Genomic DNA, 18,565 nt, shown 5'->3' with positions numbered 1-18,565 from the left:
AGGAAACGTCCCCCTCGGACGAAAGAGCATTGATGGACAGACCCGACCGTTAAACATGATTTCCCATAGGTCGATCCGCAGGACTTGTCCGTTTAGTCGCCAATGTCTACATGTCTGTCAACCGAGAAATGGAGACCTGCATGCTCGCGCTGTTTCAGACGATCGATCTTGCCTTGAACCTTTACACTTGGGTGCTCATCGGCAGCGCCATTTTTTCCTGGCTCTATGCGTTCAACGTGATCAATTCAAGCAATCGCTTCGTCAACTCGCTGGGCACATTCTTCTACAACGTGACGGAACCGGTACTGCGGCCAATCCGCCGGATCCTGCCCGACCTTGGCGGCATCGACATCTCACCGATTGTCGTGCTGCTGATCATCTTTTTCGTCCGCTCGCTGATGTGGAACAGCATCGTTCCCCTGTTCTTGTGATCCAGCCCTACAAGGCATTTGCGGATCATCTGAGGCTGGCCGTTCGCCTGACACCGAACGGTGGCCGTGATGCGATAGGCGGCGTCGAACAGAATGCGGACGGTGAGGCGCATCTCAAGGCCCGTGTCTCTTGCGTTCCGGAAAAGGGCAAGGCCAACAAGGCACTCATCGCCCTCCTCTCTAAGACACTTGGTGTTCCCAAGTCCTCTATCAATCTATTGTCCGGCGACACGGCCAGACAAAAAATCCTCCGGATCGATGGCGATCCGGAGGATTTGGCAAAACGGATCGACGGCCTTACGGCCACCTGATCTTATTTTTCTGCCTGATAGCGCTCGATCGCTTCGACGATCAGTTTCTTTGCGACGCCGACATCCTGCCAGCCGGCGATCTTGACCCACTTTCCGGGCTCCAGATCCTTGTAGTGCTCGAAGAAATGCTCAATCTGCTTGAGCGTGATCTCCGGCAGGTCGGTGTAGTTCTCAACCTTGTCGTAACGCTGGGTCAGCTTGTTCGATGGAACGGCGATGATCTTCTCATCCTTGCCGCCGTCGTCTTCCATGACCATGACGCCAATCGGGCGGACATTGATGACGCAGCCCGGAACGAGCGGCCGCGTGTTACAGATCAGAACATCGATCGGGTCGCCGTCTTCCGACAGCGTGTGCGGCACGAAGCCGTAATTGCCCGGATAGGTCATCGGCGTGTAGAGGAAACGGTCGACGATCAGCGCGCCGGCCTCCTTGTCCATCTCGTACTTGATCGGTTGGCCACCGACCGGCACTTCAACAATGACGTTCACGTCATCCGGCGGATTCTTGCCGATCTTGATTGCATCAATACGCATTTTCAGCCCCATGGGAGTGTTGAAATCCCGCGTTTCCTAATGGGAAACCAAGGGCATTGCAACACCGCTTTCGACGAAGAGAGGCGAATGCCCAATATGAGATGTCAGGCTTTTGCGGCTCCCGCAATCCCGTCGGTCGGAGCAAATCTCTTCACTGGATGAAAACAAAAAACAGCACAAACCACCGCCCAGAGAGCAATCGCCAAGACAAAGCTAGGTTCCTGAGGGCAAATCAGTTCCAGATGAAGCCAAGCTTCTTGAGCTGAACATCATCGAAGTCCTCCACGCCCTCAACCGCATCGATACCGCCGTTGGAACGGAAGAAATCGACGGCGTGCTGGCTCTCTTCGAGGCACCAGACAGCCAAGCCATTGCAGCCAAGCGACCTCAACAGGCGGCGCGCCTCGCCGAACAGGACGTAGCCAAGGCCGATCCCCTGGTATTCCGGCCGCATGTAGATTTCATAAATCTCGCCTTCCTGGGGAAGAGCGCGGGCACGGTTGAGGCCGAGCGTCGTATAGCCGGCGATCGTTCCAGCGACATCGACAACGAGAACCGTTGCAGGGCCGCGAGTAGCCTTGCGCCACCAAGTCTCGCCACGGCGTTCAACCATCTTGATAAGCGGCCGATGCGGAATAAGCCCGGCATAGGCGTGCTGCCAAGCGGAGCGGTGCGCCTCGGCAATAGAGGCCGCGTCTTGCGGCTCGGCAGGACGCACATCGATCGACAACGTCTTCATAACGTAACTTTCGTCCGGCTGAGACAAGAGAACCGTGCGAAATTCGCACAGATTAAATCGCCTTCAGAGCTTCATTTGGACCATGCTGAAAATTTAACGCATTCTTAACGGTGGTCGCAAGCCCGATCACGCCGAATACACAAACAAAAACCCCGACTCGAGAGCCGGGGTTTCAAGCAGCGATAAAATGAAGAGGGTCAGCCTTGGGCTGCACGCGCCTTGCCGAAACGCTTGCGGTCGTTCGCATCCAGATAGAATTTGCGAAGACGGATCGACTTCGGTGTGACTTCCATCAGTTCATCGTCCTGGATCCAGGACAATGCGCGGTCCAGCGTCATGCGGATCGGCGGAGTGAGCTTGACGGCCTCATCCTTGCCAGCAGAACGGATGTTGGTCAGCTGCTTACCCTTCAGCACGTTGACTTCCAGGTCATTGTCGCGCGTGTGGATGCCGACGATCATGCCCGCATAGACCTTTTCACCCGGCTCAATGATCATCGGACCGCGATCTTCCAGGTTGAACATAGCGTAAGCAACGGCTTCACCCGCCTGATTCGACAGCAGAACACCATTATTGCGACCGCCAATTTCGCCCTTGTACGGCTGATAATCATGGAACAGACGGTTCATGATCGCAGTGCCGCGGGTATCGGTCAGCAATTCCGACTGATAGCCGATCAGGCCACGGGTCGGGGCAAGAAACACCAAACGAACGCGATCGCCGCCGGACGGACGAAGCTCGACCATCTCAGCCTTGCGTTCACTCATCTTCTGAACGACCACGCCGGAATGTTCTTCATCCACGTCGATGACGACTTCTTCGACAGGCTCCATCAGCTGTCCCGTTGTCTCGTCGTTGTGCATCACAACGCGCGGACGCGACACAGCCAGCTCGAAGCCCTCGCGACGCATCGTCTCGATCAAAACGGCAAGCTGCAATTCGCCGCGACCGGACACGTAAAACGAATCCTTGCCTTCAGCTTCTTCGATCTTCAGCGCGACATTGCCTTCGGCTTCCTTGAACAGGCGATCGCGGATAACACGGCTCGTAACCTTGTCGCCTTCCGTGCCAGCCAGCGGGCTGTCGTTGACGAGGAAGGACATGGTGACGGTCGGCGGATCGATCGGCTGCGCGACGAGCGGCTCGGTAACGGACGGATCGCAGAACGTATCGGCAACCGTGCCCTTCGAGAGACCGGCGATGGCGACGATGTCGCCCGCATGGGCCTCGTCGATGGCCGTGCGTTCGATACCGCGGAACGCAAGGATCTTGGAGATGCGGCCTGTTTCCACCGTCTTGCCGTCGACACTCAAAACCTTCACAGGCTGGTTCGACTTGATCGAACCGGATTCGATGCGCCCGGTGATGATGCGCCCGAGGAACGGGTTGGCCTCAAGCAGCGTACCGATCATACGGAACGGGCCCTCAACGACCTTAGGCTCCGGAACATGCTTCAGAACCAGATCGAGGAGCGGCGCAAGACCTTCATCCTTCGGGCCTTCCGGATTCACGTTCATCCAGCCGTCACGGCCAGAACCATAAAGGATCGGGAAGTCGAGCTGCTCATCGGTGGCATCGAGGTTGGCAAACAGGTCGAAGACTTCGTTGATGACCTCTTCATGGCGGCCATCGGGACGGTCGATCTTGTTGATAGCAACGATCGGACGAAGGCCAACCTTTAGGGCCTTGGACACGACAAACTTGGTCTGTGGCATCGGGCCTTCCGAGGAGTCGACCAGAACGATCGCGCCATCCACCATCGACAGGATACGCTCGACTTCGCCGCCAAAGTCGGCGTGGCCGGGGGTATCGACGATGTTGATGCGGGTATCTTTCCACTCAACCGAAGTCGCCTTGGCGAGAATGGTGATGCCGCGTTCCTTTTCGAGGTCGTTCGAGTCCATGACGCGTTCGGCGACGCGCTGGTTCTCGCGGAAAGAACCGGATTGCTTCAGCAGCTCGTCCACAAGGGTCGTTTTCCCATGGTCGACGTGCGCAATGATGGCGATATTGCGAAGTTTCATACAAAATCTCTGATGGCTGGCGCGCGACGATGAGTGGCGGCGTGTTACTTTGCCGCGCTCATACCCTGTTTTTTGCGTTTGCGAAAGAAAAAAAGCCGAGTCCGCCGGGCTTGGTTACCGGCGGAGGGAATTACTGCACTGATCTGGTGGCGTCGTCAGGCCGCCAGCCCCTTCTTCTTCAGCATCGCCTCGGCACTCGGCAGGCGACCGCGGAACGCGATATAAGCCGCTTCCGGATCGACCGACCCACCGACAGAATAGATATTCTCCTTGAGCTTTTCCGCCATGGCCGGATCAAAAGCATTGCCGGTCTCCTCGAAGGCGGAAAAGGCGTCGGCGTCGAGCACTTCCGACCACATGTAAGAATAGTAGCCGGCCGAATAGCCGTCGCCGGCAAACACATGCTGGAAATGCGGGGTGGCGTGGCGCATCACCAGCGACTTCGGCAGGCCGATCTTCTCAAGCACTTCGGTCTGCACCGCCATCGGATCCTCAACCGCACCACGGGTATGGAAGGCCATGTCGACAAGCGCCGAAGAGGTGAACTCGACTGCGCCGAATCCGGCATTGAAAGTGCGGGCGGCCAGAACCTTGTCGAGCAGGGACTGCGGCATCGGCTGCCCGGTTTCGTAGTGCACGGCATAGGCCTTGAGAATTTCCGGCACCGTCAGCCAGTGCTCATAAAGCTGCGAGGGAAGCTCGACGAAGTCGCGCGACACGCCCGTACCGGAGACCGATGGATAAGTGACGTTGGACAGCATTCCATGGGCGGCATGGCCGAATTCGTGAAACAGGGTGCGGGCATCATCAAGCGAAAGCAACGCCGGTTTGCCGGCCTCTGGCTTGGCGAAGTTGCAGACATTGTAGATGATCGGAATCTCGCCGACCGTCCCGTTTTTGAGCGGCAGCTTGTGCTGCGACTGGAACGAGCTCATCCAGGCGCCGGAACGCTTCGACGGCCGGGCGAAATAATCACCAAGGAACATGGCGATCAGCGTGTCATCGCGATCACGGATCTCGAAGACACGCACGTCCGGATGATAGCCGACCACGTCCTTAAGCGGCACAGCCTTGATGCCGAACAGACGGCCGGCCACATCGAAGCACGCGTCGATGATCTTTTCGAGTTGCAAGTAGGGCTTCAGTTCGGCCTCGGAGAAATCGAACTTCCGGGCCCGAAGCTTCTCGGCATAATGGCGCCAGTCCCACGGCATGACTTCGTGGTTCTTACCTTCCTCGGCAATCAGTTCGGCAAGCTCGCGCTCTTCGATCTTCGCCTGATCGACGGCCTTGTGCCAGACCTTCATCAGAAGGCCGTTCACCGCCTCAGGCGTCTTGGCCATCGTGTCGTCGAGCTTCAACGCTGCATAATTGGCATAACCGAGCAACCCGGCCTTCTCGGCCCGAAGCGCCAGCGTTTCCGTGACGATTGCCCGATTGTCGCTCTCACCGCCATTCATTCCGCGTGCCACCCAGGCCCGGAAGGCCTGTTCGCGCAGGTCGCGCCGGGTGGAGAAGGTGAGAAACGGTTCGATGATGGAACGGGAAAGAGTGACAACGTGGGAATGGCCCTCACCGCGGGCCGCCGCGACGGCCGCCATTGCCTCCTTCAGAAAGTCGGGAATACCGGCGAGATCCTCGTCCCCGTTCAGTGGCAGGAACCAGGATTTCTCGTCGGCGAGCACGTTCTGACCGAACTGCGCGCCAAGGCTCGCCAGCCGCTCATTGATTTCGGCCAGCCGCTCCTGGTTCGCTTTTTCCAGTTTGGCGCCCGACTTCACGAAGCCCTTCCAGTGGCGTTCGAGCACACGCAGTTCTTCGGTCGTCAGACCGAGTTCGGCGCGCGTCTCCCAGAGCGTGTCGATACGACGGAAGAGATCGGCATTCATGCCGATCTTCGAATAATGACGCGACATTTTCGGAGCGATGTCACGCTCCAACGCCTGGATCACATCATTGCTATGCGCGCCGGCCTTGTTCCAGAACAGCGCCGAAACGCGCGACAGCTCGTCGCCGGCGGTCTCGAGTGCAATGATCGTATTGGCGAACGTCGGCGCTTCAGGGTTGTTGGCGATGGCACCGATCTCGTTATCATGGTCGGTAAGGGCCGCTTCGAAGGCCGGGGCATAGGCGTCATCAGAGACGGTTTCGAACCGCGGAAGCCCGTTCGGGCCGTTCCACTCGAAGACGGCGGGATTGACGGAAGTCGTTGCACTCATGGAAATTTCCCCTTGGCCTCTTTGCGCCGGTAACCCAGGCTCGTATTTGCGATATGGTATCCGCAACGCCGGCTTGGCAAGAACCGACACGCGGCAGGGAGGAAATTTTGTCGGTTATGGAGCACTGACGGGCACAGAAGGTCGCATTCGACCTATCGCCAAACCCTCGCCTCAACCCTATCTTCCCTTCTCCCCGCCAGGATGTAATCCAGCCCATCCAGAACTCAATCGGACTGAACGAATTCCATGACAAAGGCTCGTATGAGTGAACGCCGCATGACCCAGATCGGCGCTCTTCTGACCACCATCGGCCCAGTCTCCATGGCCGTCTACACGCCCGCCATGCCGGAGTTGGTAAAGGCCTTCGGAACGACAGACAGCGCGATCAAACTCAGCCTGTCGGTTTATTTCGGCGGCTTCGCCGTCGCCCAACTGCTGGCTGGTCCCTTGTCTGACGCCTTCGGCCGCCGCAAGGCGACGCTGGCTTTCATGACGATCTACATCATCGGCAGCCTGATTGCCGCCCTCGCCCCGGCGGTCGACTACCTGCTTGCTGGACGCTTGATCCAGGGCATCGGCGCTTCGGTCGGCATCACGGTGTCACGCGCCATCGTCCGCGACCAGTTCAGCGGTGCCGAGGCGGCGCGTATCCTCAATATGGTCGGCATCATGCTGGCCATAGGGCCCGCAGCCGGACCGACGCTCGGCGGTCTGGCGCTTGCGCTCTCCGGCTGGCAGGCGATCTTCGTACTGATGGTTGTATTCGGTATCGGCACCAGCCTGACAGTCTGGTTGCTGATGGCGGAAACAACCACGCCCAACCGCTCACTCATTCGTCCGTCCCGCCTTCTCAGCGCTTATGGCACCTTGGTTGCAGATCCGCGGGTGCTGTTCTCGGCGCTGGTGCTCGGCGGCTGCATCGGCGCGCTCTACGCCCAGTCGACCATGCTGCCTTTCGTGCTGATCAACCGGGTCGGGCTGTCACCGAGCCAGTTCGGCTTCGGCATGCTGATGCAATCCGGGTTTTTCTTCTCCGGTTCCGTGGCGCTACGCCTGCTGGCCCGCAGGCTCGGCGAGAGCGGCGCTCTCCGCCTCGGCCTTCTGCTGATCGGTCTCGGCGGTGCGATGATTGGCCTTTCCGTGCAGCTTGTCGAACCGAGTTTCCTGTCGATTATGGGGCCGGTTGCAGTCTGCTCCTTCGGCATCGCCTTCGTCAGCCCCTACATCACCACGGCGGGACTGGCCCCGCACCCGCAGATCGCTGGCTCGGCCGCAGCCCTCATCGGCTTCATCCAGATGGCTTCAGGCTTCCTCGGCGGCGTGGTGGCCGCTATGATCGGCGATCCGTTAACCGCCTTCGGCACCGTCATCCCGTTCATGGAATTCATGTCGATCGCCGCCTACCTTGCCTTCCTCTGGGCACGCCGGCGTTCGGAATGAGAAAGCCCGCCGCAGCTGTTGGCTACGGCGGGCTCCAGAAACTCAGGCTTGGGCCAATCAGCTCTTGAGGTTGCGCTTGGCCAGCGTGCGCAGGCGCAGCGCGTTGAGCTTGATGAAGCCGGCTGCATCCTTCTGGTCATAGGCGCCCTGATCGTCCTCGAAGGTGACCAGTTGGTCCGAATAGAGCGACTTCTCGCTCTCGCGGCCAATGACGATGACATTGCCCTTGTAAAGCTTGAGGGTCACTTCACCTTCGACGTTCTTCTGGCTGAGATCGATGGCGGCCTGCAACATCTCGCGTTCCGGCGAGAACCAGAAACCATAGTAGATAAGTTCGGCATAACGCGGCATCAGCTCGTCCTTGAGGTGAGCTGCACCGCGGTCGAGCGTGATGCTCTCGATCGCGCGATGCGCGGTGAGCAGGATCGTGCCGCCGGGGGTTTCATAAACGCCGCGGCTCTTCATGCCGACGAAACGGTTCTCGACGAGATCGAGGCGGCCGATGCCGTTGTCGCGACCATAGTCGTTGAGTTGGGCGAGGATCGTCGCCGGGCTCATGCGAACGCCGTTGATCGACACGGCGTCACCCTTCTCGAAGCCAATCTTGATAATGGTGGCCTTGTCGGGCGCGGCTTCCGGCGAGATCGTCCGCATGTGGACATATTCCGGAGCCTCGACGGACGGATCTTCCAGAACCTTACCCTCGGACGAGGAGTGAAGAAGGTTGGCATCGACCGAGAACGGTGCCTCGCCCTTCTTGTCCTTGGCGACCGGAATTTGGTGCTGTTCGGCGAATTCGAGAAGGTCAGTACGGCTCTTGAACGACCAGTCGCGCCAGGGGGCGATGATCTTGATGTCCGGGTTCAGCGCATAGGCCGACAATTCGAAGCGAACCTGGTCGTTACCCTTGCCGGTGGCACCGTGAGCGATAGCGTCAGCGCCGGTCTTCTTGGCGATGTCGATCAGATGTTTGGAAATCAGCGGGCGAGCGATCGAGGTACCGAGCAGGTAGACGCCTTCGTAGACGGCATTGGCTCGGAACATCGGAAAGACGAAATCGCGAACGAATTCCTCGCGGACGTCCTCGATGAAGATTTCCTTGATGCCGAGCATCTCGGCCTTCTTGCGTGCCGGCTCAAGCTCTTCACCCTGGCCGAGATCAGCGGTGAAGGTGACGACTTCGGCGTTGAGTTCGGTCTGAAGCCATTTCAGAATGATCGAGGTGTCGAGCCCGCCCGAATAGGCGAGGACGACCTTCTTCACGTCTTTATGCGATGCCATGATGAAAGTCCGTTCGTGAGCATTGAGCCGCATGCACCAGGGCCCTTGGTTTGCGGCACTTTTAGCGAGATTATCGCGCCGCGCAAGGGGAAGCGGCCCCAGGCGGCAGACCATACGGCAAAAAGCCGAACTCCACGCCGAGGTTTGACCAGTGCCATCTCATGGCCCATATCCCGGTTCTAGGAAACAACGAAGAGGGACATCGACATGCAACATCCAGCAATCGCCAACGGCAGAGTCGCCGTTGTCACGGGTGCCGCCTCCGGCATCGGCCTCGCCGCCGCGAAGGCTTTCGCAAGGCAGGGCATGTGTGTCGTGCTCGCAGATCTCACCGGCGACCGGCTGGCCGAGGCCCGCAGTCAGGTCGCTGCATTCTCTGCCCATCCAGACACCGACATCGTCGCCATCGAAACGGATGTCAGCAAGATCGATGAACTCGAAGCCCTGGAGCGCGCCGTCATCCAACGATTCGGCCGCATCCATGTCATGATGAACAATGCCGGTATCCAGCCGGGCAGCAGCCTGTTCGGGCCACAGGCCAACTGGGAGAACGTGCTGGCCGTCAACCTGATGGGCGTCATCAACGGCACGCGCACCTTCGGACCACACATGATCGGCCACGGCGAGCCGGCACTGATCATCAACACCGGCTCGAAGCAGGGCATCACCACCCCTCCGGGCGATCCAGCCTATAACGTGGCAAAAGCCGGCGTGAAGGCTTTCACCGAAGCGCTCCAGCATGAATTGCGCAACACTCCAGACTGCAAGGTGACGGCACATCTGCTGATTCCCGGTTTCGTCTTCACACCGCTAACCGCAAACGGCCGGACGGTGAAACCGGAAGGAGCCTGGACCCCGGAACAGACGGTGGATTTCATGCTGCAAAGCATTGAGCGAGGGGATTTCTACATTCTCTGCCCCGATAACGACGTTGACCGCCGAACCGACGAAAAGCGCATTCTCTGGGCGGCTGGCGACATCGTCGAGAACCGCCCTCCGCTGTCGCGCTGGCATCCGGACTATGACGCCAGGTTCAAGGCCTATCTCTCAGGCGAATAAGCCCGATTGGCAAGTGCTGTGGAGCCCGGTATGGAGGACGCGACCTGCGTCGCCCATTCCGGGCTCCTTTCGTTGCGGAACCGTCCCATGGAATTCATTCCAAACCTGCCTACCTTCCTCGCCTTCAGCCTCGCAATCCTGCTGCTGGCCATCACACCGGGACCGGACATGACATTGTGGATCAGCCGCTCGCTGCGCGACGGCCGAGGTACTGGCCTGATGGTGCTGGCGGGAACGAGCTTTGGCATTTCGATCCACACCATGCTCGTCGCTTTCGGTATTTCCGCACTCATCGTCGCCTCGCCGACCGCCTTCCTGATCCTCAAGACGGGTGGTGCCGGCTACCTGCTGTGGCTGGCGATCCAGGCGATCCGCCACGGCTCCAACTTCGTCATCAAGGCGGATGGCCAACGCCAGGCATCGCCCTCGCGGGCCTTTCTCAACGGACTCTGGGTCAACCTCCTGAACCCCAAGGTCATCATTTTCTTCATGACCTTCCTGCCGCAGTTCGTCAGCGCCAGCGACCCGAATGTCACCGGCAAGCTGCTCTTCCTTGGCATCTGGTCAATCATCCTCTCCCTGCCGATTGGCCTGGCCATCATCTTCATGGCCGACGTGCTTTCGTCCTGGCTGCAGGCGAACCGCAAGGTTTTGCGGGCCATCGACTACACCTTCGCCGGCGTCTTTTCGATCTTCGCCGTGAAGATCTTGTTCACTCAGGCCCGCTGATTTCCAAGGGCTAACAGAAAAAAAAGGCGCCAAGCTCTGCGGGCTGGCGCCTTTTCCCTGTCTATTAGTACCCGGCTCAACCGATCAGCAGCTCATCGTCATCCAGCGTCTGGCCGCGAATACGACGGAACATGTCGATCAGGTCCTCGACCTGCAGGTCCTTGCGGCTGTCGCCGGCCACGTCGAGAACGATCTCACCACCATGCAGCATGATCGTCCGCGAGCCGAAGTCCAGCGCCTGGCGCATGGAATGCGTGACCATGAGCGTCGTCAGCTTGCGTTCCGAAACAATCGATTGGGTCAGCCCCATGATGAACTCAGCCATCCCCGGATCAAGCGCTGCGGTATGCTCGTCGAGCAACAGCACTTCGGACCCGGCAAGCGTCGCCATGACCAGTGAGACCGCCTGACGCTGGCCGCCGGACAAGAGGTCCATCCGGTCCGCCATACGATTCTCCAGACCCAGATTGAGCGAGGCGATGCGATCCCGGAATTCGCTCCGCCGTGAACCGCTGAGAGCCGAAACAAGACCGCGCCGCTTGCCGCGCATCGACGCAAGCGCCAGGTTCTCCTCGATCGACAGCGCGCCGCAGCTACCGGCCAGTGGATCCTGGAACACACGAGCGACGAGGCCGGCACGGGTAGCCGTCGCCTTACGCGAAACGTCGGTATTGCCGATCGTCACTCGACCCGAACTGGGCAGCACATCGCCCGCGAGCACGCCGAGCAGCGTCGACTTGCCGGCGCCATTGGAGCCAATGACAGTGACGAAGGAACCGGTTTCTATGGTGAGGCTGACGTTCTTCAGCGCCTGCTTCTGCAAAGGTGTGCCGCGACCGAAGACGACATCGATGTTTTCGAGCGCGATCATGCCGATGCTCCTCCCCGGCGCAATCTGGGAAGGACGAGCGCGATGGCGACCAGTACAGCCGTGACGAAATTCAGGTCAGATGCCTTGAGACCAAGCACGTCGCTCGACAGCGCAAGCTGGATAGCCAGGCGATAGGCGATCGAGCCGAAGACGCAGCCAATCAGCGCGATCAGCAGACCACGTTTGCCAAATAGTGTCTCGCCGATGATGACGGCGGCAAGACCGACGACGATCGTGCCGACGCCCGAGGTAACATCGGCAAAGCCGTTGGTCTGGGCAAAGAGCGCGCCGCCAAGCGCAACCAGCGCATTGGACAGCGCGATACCGAGATAGACTTGGTTGTCGGTCTGCACGCCTTGCGCCCGCGCCATGCGGGCATTGGCGCCGGTGGCCCGCATGGCGAGCCCCGCGTCGCTTTCGAGGAAGCGCCAAACGAGGAAGACAACGACAGCAACCAACAGGAAAACGAACAGCGGACGCACGAGATACTCGGGAAGCCCCTGACCGTAGAAAGGCGTCAGCATCGTATCCTGATTGAGCAGCGCGACGTTTGGCTTACCCATGATCCGCAGGTTCACGGAGAATAGCGCGATCATTGTCAGGATCGAGGCCAGGAGGTTGAGAATCTTGAACCGGACGTTGAGGACCGCAGTCACAAGACCGGCGGCCGATCCGGCTATCATCGCCACGACTGTTGCCGCCCAGGCATTGAACCCCGCAACGATCAGGACAGCAGCGACAGCGGCCCCGAGAGGGAACGACCCGTCGACGGTGAGGTCGGGAAAGTCGAGGACACGGAAGGCGAGATAGACCCCGATCGCCACGAAGGCGAAAACCAGGCCCAACTCTACGGCACCCCAGAAGGCAATTTGGCTCACGACGGAAGTCCTTATAGGTCACGCACCACCGATTTGACGCGGCGCGGTACGCAGGCAGTTGACGGGGCCGCGTGAACGCGGCCCCGGTTATCGAAGATCATTCAATCGTCTTAGTGGCGCGACTGATGATGCTTTCCGGAAAGGTTACACCCATCTTGGCTGCGGCCTTCTTATTGATCACGAGATCGGTACCTGCGGCAACGCGGACGGGAATATCGCCCGGATTTTCACCCTTGAGGACACGGACGACGATCTCGCCGGTCTGCTTGCCGACGTCGAAATAATTGAAGCCGAGGGCGGCCAGCGCACCGCGGTTCACCGAGTCGGTATCACCGGCATAGAGCGGGATCTTGGCTTCCTCGGCAACGCCGACGGCAGCTTCGAAGGCCGAAACAATCGTGTTGTCGGTGGGTATGTAGAACACGTCGGCGCGACCGACCAGCGCGCGGGCAGCGCCCTGCACTTCAGCCGATTTGGTGGCGACGGATTCGACGACGGTCAGGCCGGCCTTCTCGGCCTCGACCTTGAGGGCAGCAAGCGTCGAAACGGAATTGGCCTCGGCGGTGTTGTACAGGAAGCCGATCGACTTGGCGTTCGGAGTGATTTCGCGGATCAGCGCGACATGGTCGGCGACCGGCGACATATCGGAAAGACCTGTGACATTCCCGCCCGGCTTCTGAAGGTCCTTGATGAGTTGGGCGCCGAGGGGGTCGGACACGGCGGTGAAGACCACCGGGATGTCGCGGGTGGCGGAGACGACGGCCTGGGCGGACGGGGTGGAGATCGGTACGATAACGTTCGGGGCATCGCCAACGAACTGGCGGGCGATCTGCGCCGCGGTGCCGGGATTGCCTTGCGCCGACTCGTAGACGAACTTCAGATTCTCGCCTTCCTTGAAACCGGCATCCGCCAGGGCTTCCTTGATGCCGTCGCGGGCAGCGTCAAGCGCCGGATGCTCGACAATGGCGGTAACAGCAACCGTAACCTCTTCGGCCTTGGCCGGCAGGATGAGAGCGGTTGCTGCGAAAAGGGCTAGTAGCGTGGCGCGCATGGATGCCTCCGTTAATTGGGATACGGCCGATGGTTTAGGTAAGGCCACGCCCAAAATCAATTCATGACAGAATACAACGTCAATGAATTATCGTGATGCATCCAGTCACCTCAGCACTCAATCATCTTCGCCATGGTTGGCGATCATCATCGCCTCGAAGGCCAGACGATCGGTCTTGCGCATACGCTCGGACTCCGACTTTAGCTGTCCGCACGCGGCGAGAATGTCGCGCCCCCGCGGCGTGCGGATCGGCGAAGCATAGCCGGCCTGGTTGATGAAGTCGGCGAATTTCTCAATCTGCGCCCAGTCCGAGCACTGGTAGTTGGTGCCGGGCCAGGGGTTGAACGGAATGAGATTGATCTTGGCGGGAACCCCCTTCAACAGCTGGATGAGGCCCTTGGCATCCTCCAGACTGTCGTTGACGTCCTTCAGCATCACATATTCGAACGTGATGCGCCGCGCGTTGGACAGCCCCGGATAGGCGCGGCAAGCCTCGATCAGTTCCTTCAGCGGATACTTCTTGTTGATCGGCACCAGCATGTCGCGCAAATCGTCGCGCACCGCATGCAGCGAGATCGCCAGCATGACGCCGATCTCCTCGCCGGTCCGGTAGATTTCCGGCACGACACCGGAGGTCGAGAGGGTGATGCGGCGCTTCGACAGCGAAAGCCCATCGCCATCGGAGGCGATCAACAGCGCCTTCTTCACTTCCTCGAAGTTATAAAGCGGCTCACCCATGCCCATCATCACCACATTGGTGATCTTACGGTCGCTCGACGGGATCATTCCGCCTTGTGGCACGTCCCGGTCGGGGAAATCGCCGAGCCGGTCGCGCGCCAGTAGAAGCTGGGAGAGGATTTCCTCGGCCGTCAGGTTACGCACCAGACGCTGCGTGCCGGTGTGACAGAAAGAACAGGTGAGCGTACAGCCGACCTGACTGGAAATGCACAGTGTCCCGCGGCCTTCCTCGGGAATATAGACCGCCTCGATCTCCACCGGACGACCGGCGCCACGCGGCGGAAAGCGCAGCAGCCACTTGCGGGTGCCGTCGTTGGAGATCTGTTCCTCGACAATTTCCGGTCGAGCGATGGTGAAGTTGGCCTTCAGCATCTCGCGCATGTCTTTCGAGACATTTACCATAGCATCGAAGTCCGAGACGCCGCGCACATAGAGCCAGTTCCACAGCTGGCTGACGCGCATCTTGATCTGTCGCTCCGCAACACCCTTGTCGCGCAGCATCGCACCAAGCTCCTCGCGGCTCGCACCGATCAGGGTCGGCATTTCCGCCGCCGCCTTGGCGATGGGCGCGGGGCGAGCGTCATCCTGCCCAATCACACTTTCCATCACAGCCATGTCGTCTGAACCCTTTCGATCAAAGACGGCCGGATCGCCGCTGCTACGACGATCGCACCCGATCCTGAATGAACCTTAGAAAAATGCGCCGAACGGGATCCGATGGCCCGACAGTCCGGCATTTCCGGGGCGTTTAGCAGTTTTTTTGCCCTGCGTCACGCCGAATGTCGCACGAGCATACCAAGCGGCATAAACGGCAAAAGGGCCGGCACGCCGCCGACCCTTGCTCACTTTGCCGTTCTGCAAGCCTTATTTGCAGTTTTCGATCTTCTTCAGTGCCGCCGAAATACCGGACAGCGAATAGGTATAGCTTGTCGCAGTTCCACGCGCCGAGGTCGCCTTGACACTCATGTTCGTACCACCCTTCATCGCAGCGACAAGGGCTGGCTCTTCGGCCGCGTTCTCAACCCATGCCGAGCTATCCTTGACGAACATGGCAAAGCTCTTCGCATCGATCGTCACATTGACCTTGGAACCTTCCTTGAGCGCATATCCCATCATTGCCTGGGGCTCGTAGGAGATGTTCTGTCCGGGTCGTTGCGACACGATGAAAAAGATGTCGCCATGATTGACCGATGCGGGCTCCTTGGCGGTCGGCACGGAGAGCACGTAGCAGACGTTCCCGCCGTTCGACTTATAGGAGTAAGCGCCCCATGCCTTGAACTGCTCGATACGCGTCGGCGATTGCGCCGCAGCCAGCGTGCTGCTTGTCAGAATGATTGCCAATGCGGTTACGCTACTTCTTACGAACATGTCTTCCTGCCGGTTGCTTGTCCATCCATCGCCCGGTGGAGATGAGCCGGACACTTCATCGTCAAAACTTGATTCAGTATGACTTAATTTACGTTACCAAAGCGTCAACAAGAAACAGCTTCGGCCGCAAACCACGATTTCGGGGAGAGAATCGCCTTATTTCGAGACATTCGCAAGGCTCGAATGCAGCACTCCCCTCATCGGGGATCTAAAGAGAAGAAATCTGGCGAGAGTTGGGCTCAGGCGAAATTCATTGTCATCCATTGCCTTACCCAGCCGGATCCCCCCTGGTCACGGGTTCCCGTCAGGCGCGCGCCTTCTCCGCAAGCGGCTCATCAGACAGTATCTCGTCGGCCGCGTCATAGTGGCGTTCCTTGATGTGGCCGTTGATCAAGGCAATGGCCGTGGTCAGAACGGCAATGTCGTCGGTAAATCCGACCAGCGCGAACATGTCGGGAATGGCATCGAATGGCATAACGAAATAACCGAGCGCGGCGAGCAGTATGCCCCGGACACGAAGCGGCGTCCGCTGATCCGTGGCGCAATAGAAAGCGGCGATCACATCGCGCGAAAAGGGTATCTGGCGCGCCGCTTTCCTCATCGTCGGCCAGAATTTCTTCCGTACATTACCTTCTTGGCGCTCCTGAGTCTCCTCGTCGCCGGGCAACAGGATTTCACCGATCTTGATATCGTCCATCGCCTCTCGGTCCTCGTTCTAGGATACGGGAATGATATGGGAACTGCCCGGCTAAAATCAATTGCCAGGGCCTGTAGCACCGTCCATCACCGCCGCAAGCTGAAAATCAAGCTCCGTCAGACCTTTCACAGAATGGCTGGTCAGGGTGACATCGACGCGGCGGTAGACGTTTGACCAATCAGGGTGGTGATTGAGTCGTTCGGCGGCAAGCGCCACGCGCGTCATGAAGGCAAAGGCCTCGACAAAATCGGCGAAAACGAAGCGGCGCGAGATTGCCTTTCCATCGGAAGCAAGCGACCAGTGAGGAAAGGCGTCAAGCCGTTCGCCGATTGCCGTATAATCCAGTTTCTCATATGTCATGACCAAACCTTCCAGCCGCGAGGGAATTTCCCGATGCCTCCCTATTCAGTGCTCTTCGTCTGCCTCGGCAATATCTGCCGTTCACCTCTGGCCGAGGGGATTTTTCGCCATTTGGCGACGAAGGCAGGCGGGGCAGATGCCTTTCCCACAGACTCGGCGGGCACCGGTGGTTGGCATATCGGCTATCCACCCGACCGCCGATCTGTCGACGTCGCCCGGGAGCACGGCATCAACATTTCCTGCTTACGCGCACGCAAGGTCGACCCCTTGGACTTCGATCGTTTTGACCTGATCCTCGCCATGGATCGCAGCAATCTGCGTCATCTGCAAACAATGGCGCCGCAAGAGGCCACGGCAACCATCGCACTTTTCGGCACCTATGCGCTCGGCGCCGAGACTGACGTGCCCGACCCGTATTACGGCGGGATCGACGGCTTCCACAAGGTCTACAACATGCTCTTCGCTGGCTGCACGTCCATCATCGAGAAGCTGGAGGTCGAGCGGGCCTCATGGAGCGGGAAGACCTCTTCAGTCAGATAAGGTCCGCCGCCCACCGACTCCTTCGAGGACAAAAGGACGAAGCGACCAACGGTGAATGGCGCCGTTTGAAAATCGCCGCGCCCGGCAAGATAATGGACGACGTCATCAACGCGGCAGGCCTTGAGGCGCGCCAGCGTCACATGCGGCATGAACTTGCGCGGGTCCGGCGGCAGACCGATGCGCTGGCAAATGCGCTCGATCTCTCCTTGAAGAGCGAACATCTCCGGGGCGGGAGAGACACCGGCCCAGATGGAATGGGGCTTCTTCGAACCGAAGGATCCGATACCATTCAGCTTGAGTGTAAATTCCGGTCGGTCAATGCGGTCGAGGCGGTCGACGATTTCGTCGGCGGTCCGTCCATCGACATCTCCGATGAAACGCAGGGTGATGTGGTAATTCTCCACATCGATCCATCGGGCACCAGGCAGGCCGCCGCGCAAAAGGGAGAGGCTCAACGCCGCGCTACGCGGAATCTCGAGGGCAGTGAATATTCTCGGCATCGCGAGCTCCCCGAATCTTTTGCAGATGCTCACAGCGAATCACGCAATCCCTGAAGACGCAAGCCCCTAATTCGGCGTGCCTTCGATGGTCTTCACGAAGTCCCGCACGACCGGCAGCATGCGCTCGACCATGAGGGCGATGCCCTTTTCGTTGGGATGCATCCCGTCCTCCAGCTGCAATTCCGAACGATTCACGACGCCGTCGAGGATGAACGGATAGAGGGCGAGACCGTATTTTGCCGCCAGTTGCGGGTAGATCCGGTTGAAGCGCTCGCCATAGTCCGCCCCCATATTCGGCGGCGCCAACATGCCCACCAGAAGAACGGCGATGCCGCGTTCCTTCAGCCGACCGACGATGGCCTCAAGATTCTTAGCCGTTTCCTCCGGGGGAATACCGCGCAAGGCGTCGTTCGCGCCAAGTTCCAGGATCACGCCGTCCGTTCCCTCTGGCACCGACCAATCAACCCGGGCCACCCCCCCGGCGCTCGTATCGCCGGAAACACCGGCATTGGCGATCCTGACCTCGACAGTCTTGGCGACAAGCGCATTTTCCAATTGGGCCGTGAGCGATTGCTCCGCCGGAAGCTGATAGCCAGCCATCAGACTGTCGCCGAAGCCAACCAGTTGCACGGGTTCCGCAGCTGCAGCCAGGCCGAACGTAAAGAGCCCACCGACGATCACGGCGAAATGAAGGAGCATCGCTTTAAATCTCATCGGGGCTTTCCTAAGTTGGCATGTGCGGCAACGGCGCGCGAACTCTTCTTCGCGTCAGATATTCAGATATATAGGACGA

Annotated in this window: 20 protein-coding genes; 6 read left to right on the top strand and 14 right to left on the bottom strand. The window is 59.4% G+C overall.

Features of this window, described 5'->3' with window-relative positions; all coding sequences use genetic code 11:
* Positions 1 to 110: 110 nt before the first annotated feature.
* Both RNA01_RS13230 and RNA01_RS13225 read left to right on the top strand, forming a co-directional pair.
* The gene (locus tag RNA01_RS13230) at positions 111 to 431 is read left to right on the top strand and encodes a YggT family protein (RefSeq protein WP_147180687.1); all 321 of its coding nucleotides are present in this window, start codon (positions 111 to 113) and stop codon (positions 429 to 431) included.
* A complete protein-coding gene (locus tag RNA01_RS13225) occupies positions 428 to 742 on the top strand; it encodes a DUF167 domain-containing protein (protein WP_147180686.1) in 315 nt (104 codons plus the stop codon). The genes RNA01_RS13230 and RNA01_RS13225 overlap by 4 nt, the downstream gene beginning before the upstream one ends.
* Positions 743 to 744: 2 nt before the next feature.
* Here RNA01_RS13225 and ppa read toward each other — a convergent pair whose 3' ends face one another.
* The 4 genes from ppa to RNA01_RS13205 form a co-directional block, all read right to left on the bottom strand.
* Positions 745 to 1,278: an inorganic diphosphatase gene (ppa, locus tag RNA01_RS13220; RefSeq protein WP_147180685.1), complete on the bottom strand. Its 534-nt coding sequence runs from the start codon at positions 1,276 to 1,278 to the stop codon at positions 745 to 747.
* A gap of 232 nt (positions 1,279 to 1,510) precedes the next feature.
* A complete protein-coding gene (locus tag RNA01_RS13215) occupies positions 1,511 to 2,017 on the bottom strand; it encodes a GNAT family N-acetyltransferase (protein WP_147180684.1) in 507 nt (168 codons plus the stop codon).
* A 197-nt stretch (positions 2,018 to 2,214) separates the two neighbouring features.
* Entirely contained in the window at positions 2,215 to 4,041 is a 1,827-nt protein-coding gene (typA, locus tag RNA01_RS13210) for a translational GTPase TypA (protein WP_147180683.1), read from the bottom strand.
* Between the two features lie 155 nt (positions 4,042 to 4,196).
* Positions 4,197 to 6,260, bottom strand: a complete 2,064-nt coding sequence (locus RNA01_RS13205; RefSeq protein ID WP_147180682.1) for a M3 family metallopeptidase — start codon at positions 6,258 to 6,260, stop codon at positions 4,197 to 4,199.
* Positions 6,261 to 6,506: 246 nt separating this feature from the next.
* Here RNA01_RS13205 and RNA01_RS13200 point away from each other — a divergent pair, with 246 nt between their 5' ends.
* A complete protein-coding gene (locus RNA01_RS13200) occupies positions 6,507 to 7,700 on the top strand; it encodes a multidrug effflux MFS transporter (RefSeq protein WP_174824555.1) in 1,194 nt (397 codons plus the stop codon).
* Between the two features lie 57 nt (positions 7,701 to 7,757).
* Here RNA01_RS13200 and RNA01_RS13195 read toward each other — a convergent pair whose 3' ends face one another.
* Entirely contained in the window at positions 7,758 to 8,981 is a 1,224-nt protein-coding gene (locus RNA01_RS13195; RefSeq protein WP_147180681.1) for an argininosuccinate synthase, read from the bottom strand.
* Between the two features lie 207 nt (positions 8,982 to 9,188).
* Between RNA01_RS13195 and RNA01_RS13190 the strand changes: the two genes are divergently transcribed.
* Entirely contained in the window at positions 9,189 to 10,040 is an 852-nt protein-coding gene (locus tag RNA01_RS13190; protein WP_147180680.1) for an SDR family NAD(P)-dependent oxidoreductase, read from the top strand.
* Positions 10,041 to 10,127: 87 nt separating this feature from the next.
* Positions 10,128 to 10,769, top strand: a complete 642-nt coding sequence (locus tag RNA01_RS13185; RefSeq protein ID WP_147180679.1) for a LysE family translocator — start codon at positions 10,128 to 10,130, stop codon at positions 10,767 to 10,769.
* Positions 10,770 to 10,845: 76 nt separating this feature from the next.
* Here RNA01_RS13185 and RNA01_RS13180 read toward each other — a convergent pair whose 3' ends face one another.
* From RNA01_RS13180 to RNA01_RS13150, 7 genes are all read right to left on the bottom strand, one after another.
* Positions 10,846 to 11,640 (bottom strand): ABC transporter ATP-binding protein, encoded by a 795-nt coding sequence (locus RNA01_RS13180; protein WP_147180678.1) that lies wholly within the window; start codon positions 11,638 to 11,640, stop codon positions 10,846 to 10,848.
* Complete coding sequence (locus RNA01_RS13175; RefSeq protein ID WP_147180677.1) at positions 11,637 to 12,518, bottom strand: ABC transporter permease; 882 nt, start codon at positions 12,516 to 12,518, stop codon at positions 11,637 to 11,639. Before RNA01_RS13175 ends, RNA01_RS13180 begins: the two co-directional genes overlap by 4 nt.
* Positions 12,519 to 12,615: 97 nt before the next feature.
* Entirely contained in the window at positions 12,616 to 13,569 is a 954-nt protein-coding gene (locus tag RNA01_RS13170) for an ABC transporter substrate-binding protein (protein WP_147180676.1), read from the bottom strand.
* Positions 13,570 to 13,686: 117 nt separating this feature from the next.
* Positions 13,687 to 14,850: a dual-specificity RNA methyltransferase RlmN gene (rlmN, locus tag RNA01_RS13165; RefSeq protein ID WP_371864068.1), complete on the bottom strand. Its 1,164-nt coding sequence runs from the start codon at positions 14,848 to 14,850 to the stop codon at positions 13,687 to 13,689.
* A 321-nt stretch (positions 14,851 to 15,171) separates the two neighbouring features.
* Positions 15,172 to 15,675, bottom strand: coding sequence for an invasion associated locus B family protein (locus RNA01_RS13160; protein WP_147180674.1), 504 nt, complete (start codon positions 15,673 to 15,675; stop codon positions 15,172 to 15,174).
* Positions 15,676 to 15,979: 304 nt separating this feature from the next.
* The gene (locus tag RNA01_RS13155) at positions 15,980 to 16,372 is read right to left on the bottom strand and encodes a YkvA family protein (RefSeq protein WP_147180673.1); all 393 of its coding nucleotides are present in this window, start codon (positions 16,370 to 16,372) and stop codon (positions 15,980 to 15,982) included.
* Between the two features lie 57 nt (positions 16,373 to 16,429).
* Positions 16,430 to 16,732, bottom strand: coding sequence for a 4a-hydroxytetrahydrobiopterin dehydratase (locus RNA01_RS13150; RefSeq protein ID WP_147180672.1), 303 nt, complete (start codon positions 16,730 to 16,732; stop codon positions 16,430 to 16,432).
* Between the two features lie 33 nt (positions 16,733 to 16,765).
* Here RNA01_RS13150 and RNA01_RS13145 point away from each other — a divergent pair, with 33 nt between their 5' ends.
* Entirely contained in the window at positions 16,766 to 17,272 is a 507-nt protein-coding gene (locus RNA01_RS13145; RefSeq protein ID WP_147180671.1) for a low molecular weight protein-tyrosine-phosphatase, read from the top strand.
* Here RNA01_RS13145 and thpR read toward each other — a convergent pair.
* Both thpR and RNA01_RS13135 read right to left on the bottom strand, forming a co-directional pair.
* Positions 17,179 to 17,772: an RNA 2',3'-cyclic phosphodiesterase gene (thpR, locus tag RNA01_RS13140; RefSeq protein ID WP_147180670.1), complete on the bottom strand. Its 594-nt coding sequence runs from the start codon at positions 17,770 to 17,772 to the stop codon at positions 17,179 to 17,181. The two genes, RNA01_RS13145 and thpR, sit on opposite strands and share 94 nt — an antisense overlap.
* A gap of 66 nt (positions 17,773 to 17,838) precedes the next feature.
* Complete coding sequence (locus tag RNA01_RS13135; protein ID WP_147180669.1) at positions 17,839 to 18,486, bottom strand: arylesterase; 648 nt, start codon at positions 18,484 to 18,486, stop codon at positions 17,839 to 17,841.
* Positions 18,487 to 18,565 lie beyond the last annotated feature (79 nt).

It is taken from the genome of Paenirhizobium naphthalenivorans (assembly GCF_007992095.1).
Lineage (GTDB): Bacteria > Pseudomonadota > Alphaproteobacteria > Rhizobiales > Rhizobiaceae > Allorhizobium > Allorhizobium naphthalenivorans.
The sequence above is the reverse complement of the archived record's forward strand: the minus strand, read 5'-3'. Positions and strand labels throughout refer to the sequence as shown.

What these genes read in the sequence shown, in the direction of transcription:
- RNA01_RS13180 (WP_147180678.1), bottom strand. Translation starts at nt 11,640, where the DNA reads ATGATCGCGCTCGAAAACATCGATGTCGTCTTCGGTCGCGGCACACCT.
- thpR (WP_147180670.1), bottom strand. Translation starts at nt 17,772, where the DNA reads ATGCCGAGAATATTCACTGCCCTCGAGATTCCGCGTAGCGCGGCGTTG.
- RNA01_RS13190 (WP_147180680.1), top strand. Translation starts at nt 9,189, where the DNA reads ATGCAACATCCAGCAATCGCCAACGGCAGAGTCGCCGTTGTCACGGGT.
- RNA01_RS13200 (WP_174824555.1), top strand. Translation starts at nt 6,507, where the DNA reads ATGACAAAGGCTCGTATGAGTGAACGCCGCATGACCCAGATCGGCGCT.
- RNA01_RS13195 (WP_147180681.1), bottom strand. Translation starts at nt 8,981, where the DNA reads ATGGCATCGCATAAAGACGTGAAGAAGGTCGTCCTCGCCTATTCGGGC.
- RNA01_RS13145 (WP_147180671.1), top strand. Translation starts at nt 16,766, where the DNA reads ATGCCTCCCTATTCAGTGCTCTTCGTCTGCCTCGGCAATATCTGCCGT.
- RNA01_RS13205 (WP_147180682.1), bottom strand. Translation starts at nt 6,260, where the DNA reads ATGAGTGCAACGACTTCCGTCAATCCCGCCGTCTTCGAGTGGAACGGC.
- rlmN (WP_371864068.1), bottom strand. Translation starts at nt 14,850, where the DNA reads ATGCCGACCCTGATCGGTGCGAGCCGCGAGGAGCTTGGTGCGATGCTG.
- RNA01_RS13170 (WP_147180676.1), bottom strand. Translation starts at nt 13,569, where the DNA reads ATGCGCGCCACGCTACTAGCCCTTTTCGCAGCAACCGCTCTCATCCTG.
- RNA01_RS13135 (WP_147180669.1), bottom strand. Translation starts at nt 18,486, where the DNA reads ATGAGATTTAAAGCGATGCTCCTTCATTTCGCCGTGATCGTCGGTGGG.
- typA (WP_147180683.1), bottom strand. Translation starts at nt 4,041, where the DNA reads ATGAAACTTCGCAATATCGCCATCATTGCGCACGTCGACCATGGGAAA.
- RNA01_RS13230 (WP_147180687.1), top strand. Translation starts at nt 111, where the DNA reads ATGTCTGTCAACCGAGAAATGGAGACCTGCATGCTCGCGCTGTTTCAG.
- RNA01_RS13215 (WP_147180684.1), bottom strand. Translation starts at nt 2,017, where the DNA reads ATGAAGACGTTGTCGATCGATGTGCGTCCTGCCGAGCCGCAAGACGCG.
- RNA01_RS13150 (WP_147180672.1), bottom strand. Translation starts at nt 16,732, where the DNA reads ATGACATATGAGAAACTGGATTATACGGCAATCGGCGAACGGCTTGAC.
- ppa (WP_147180685.1), bottom strand. Translation starts at nt 1,278, where the DNA reads ATGCGTATTGATGCAATCAAGATCGGCAAGAATCCGCCGGATGACGTG.
- RNA01_RS13160 (WP_147180674.1), bottom strand. Translation starts at nt 15,675, where the DNA reads ATGTTCGTAAGAAGTAGCGTAACCGCATTGGCAATCATTCTGACAAGC.
- RNA01_RS13155 (WP_147180673.1), bottom strand. Translation starts at nt 16,372, where the DNA reads ATGGACGATATCAAGATCGGTGAAATCCTGTTGCCCGGCGACGAGGAG.
- RNA01_RS13185 (WP_147180679.1), top strand. Translation starts at nt 10,128, where the DNA reads ATGGAATTCATTCCAAACCTGCCTACCTTCCTCGCCTTCAGCCTCGCA.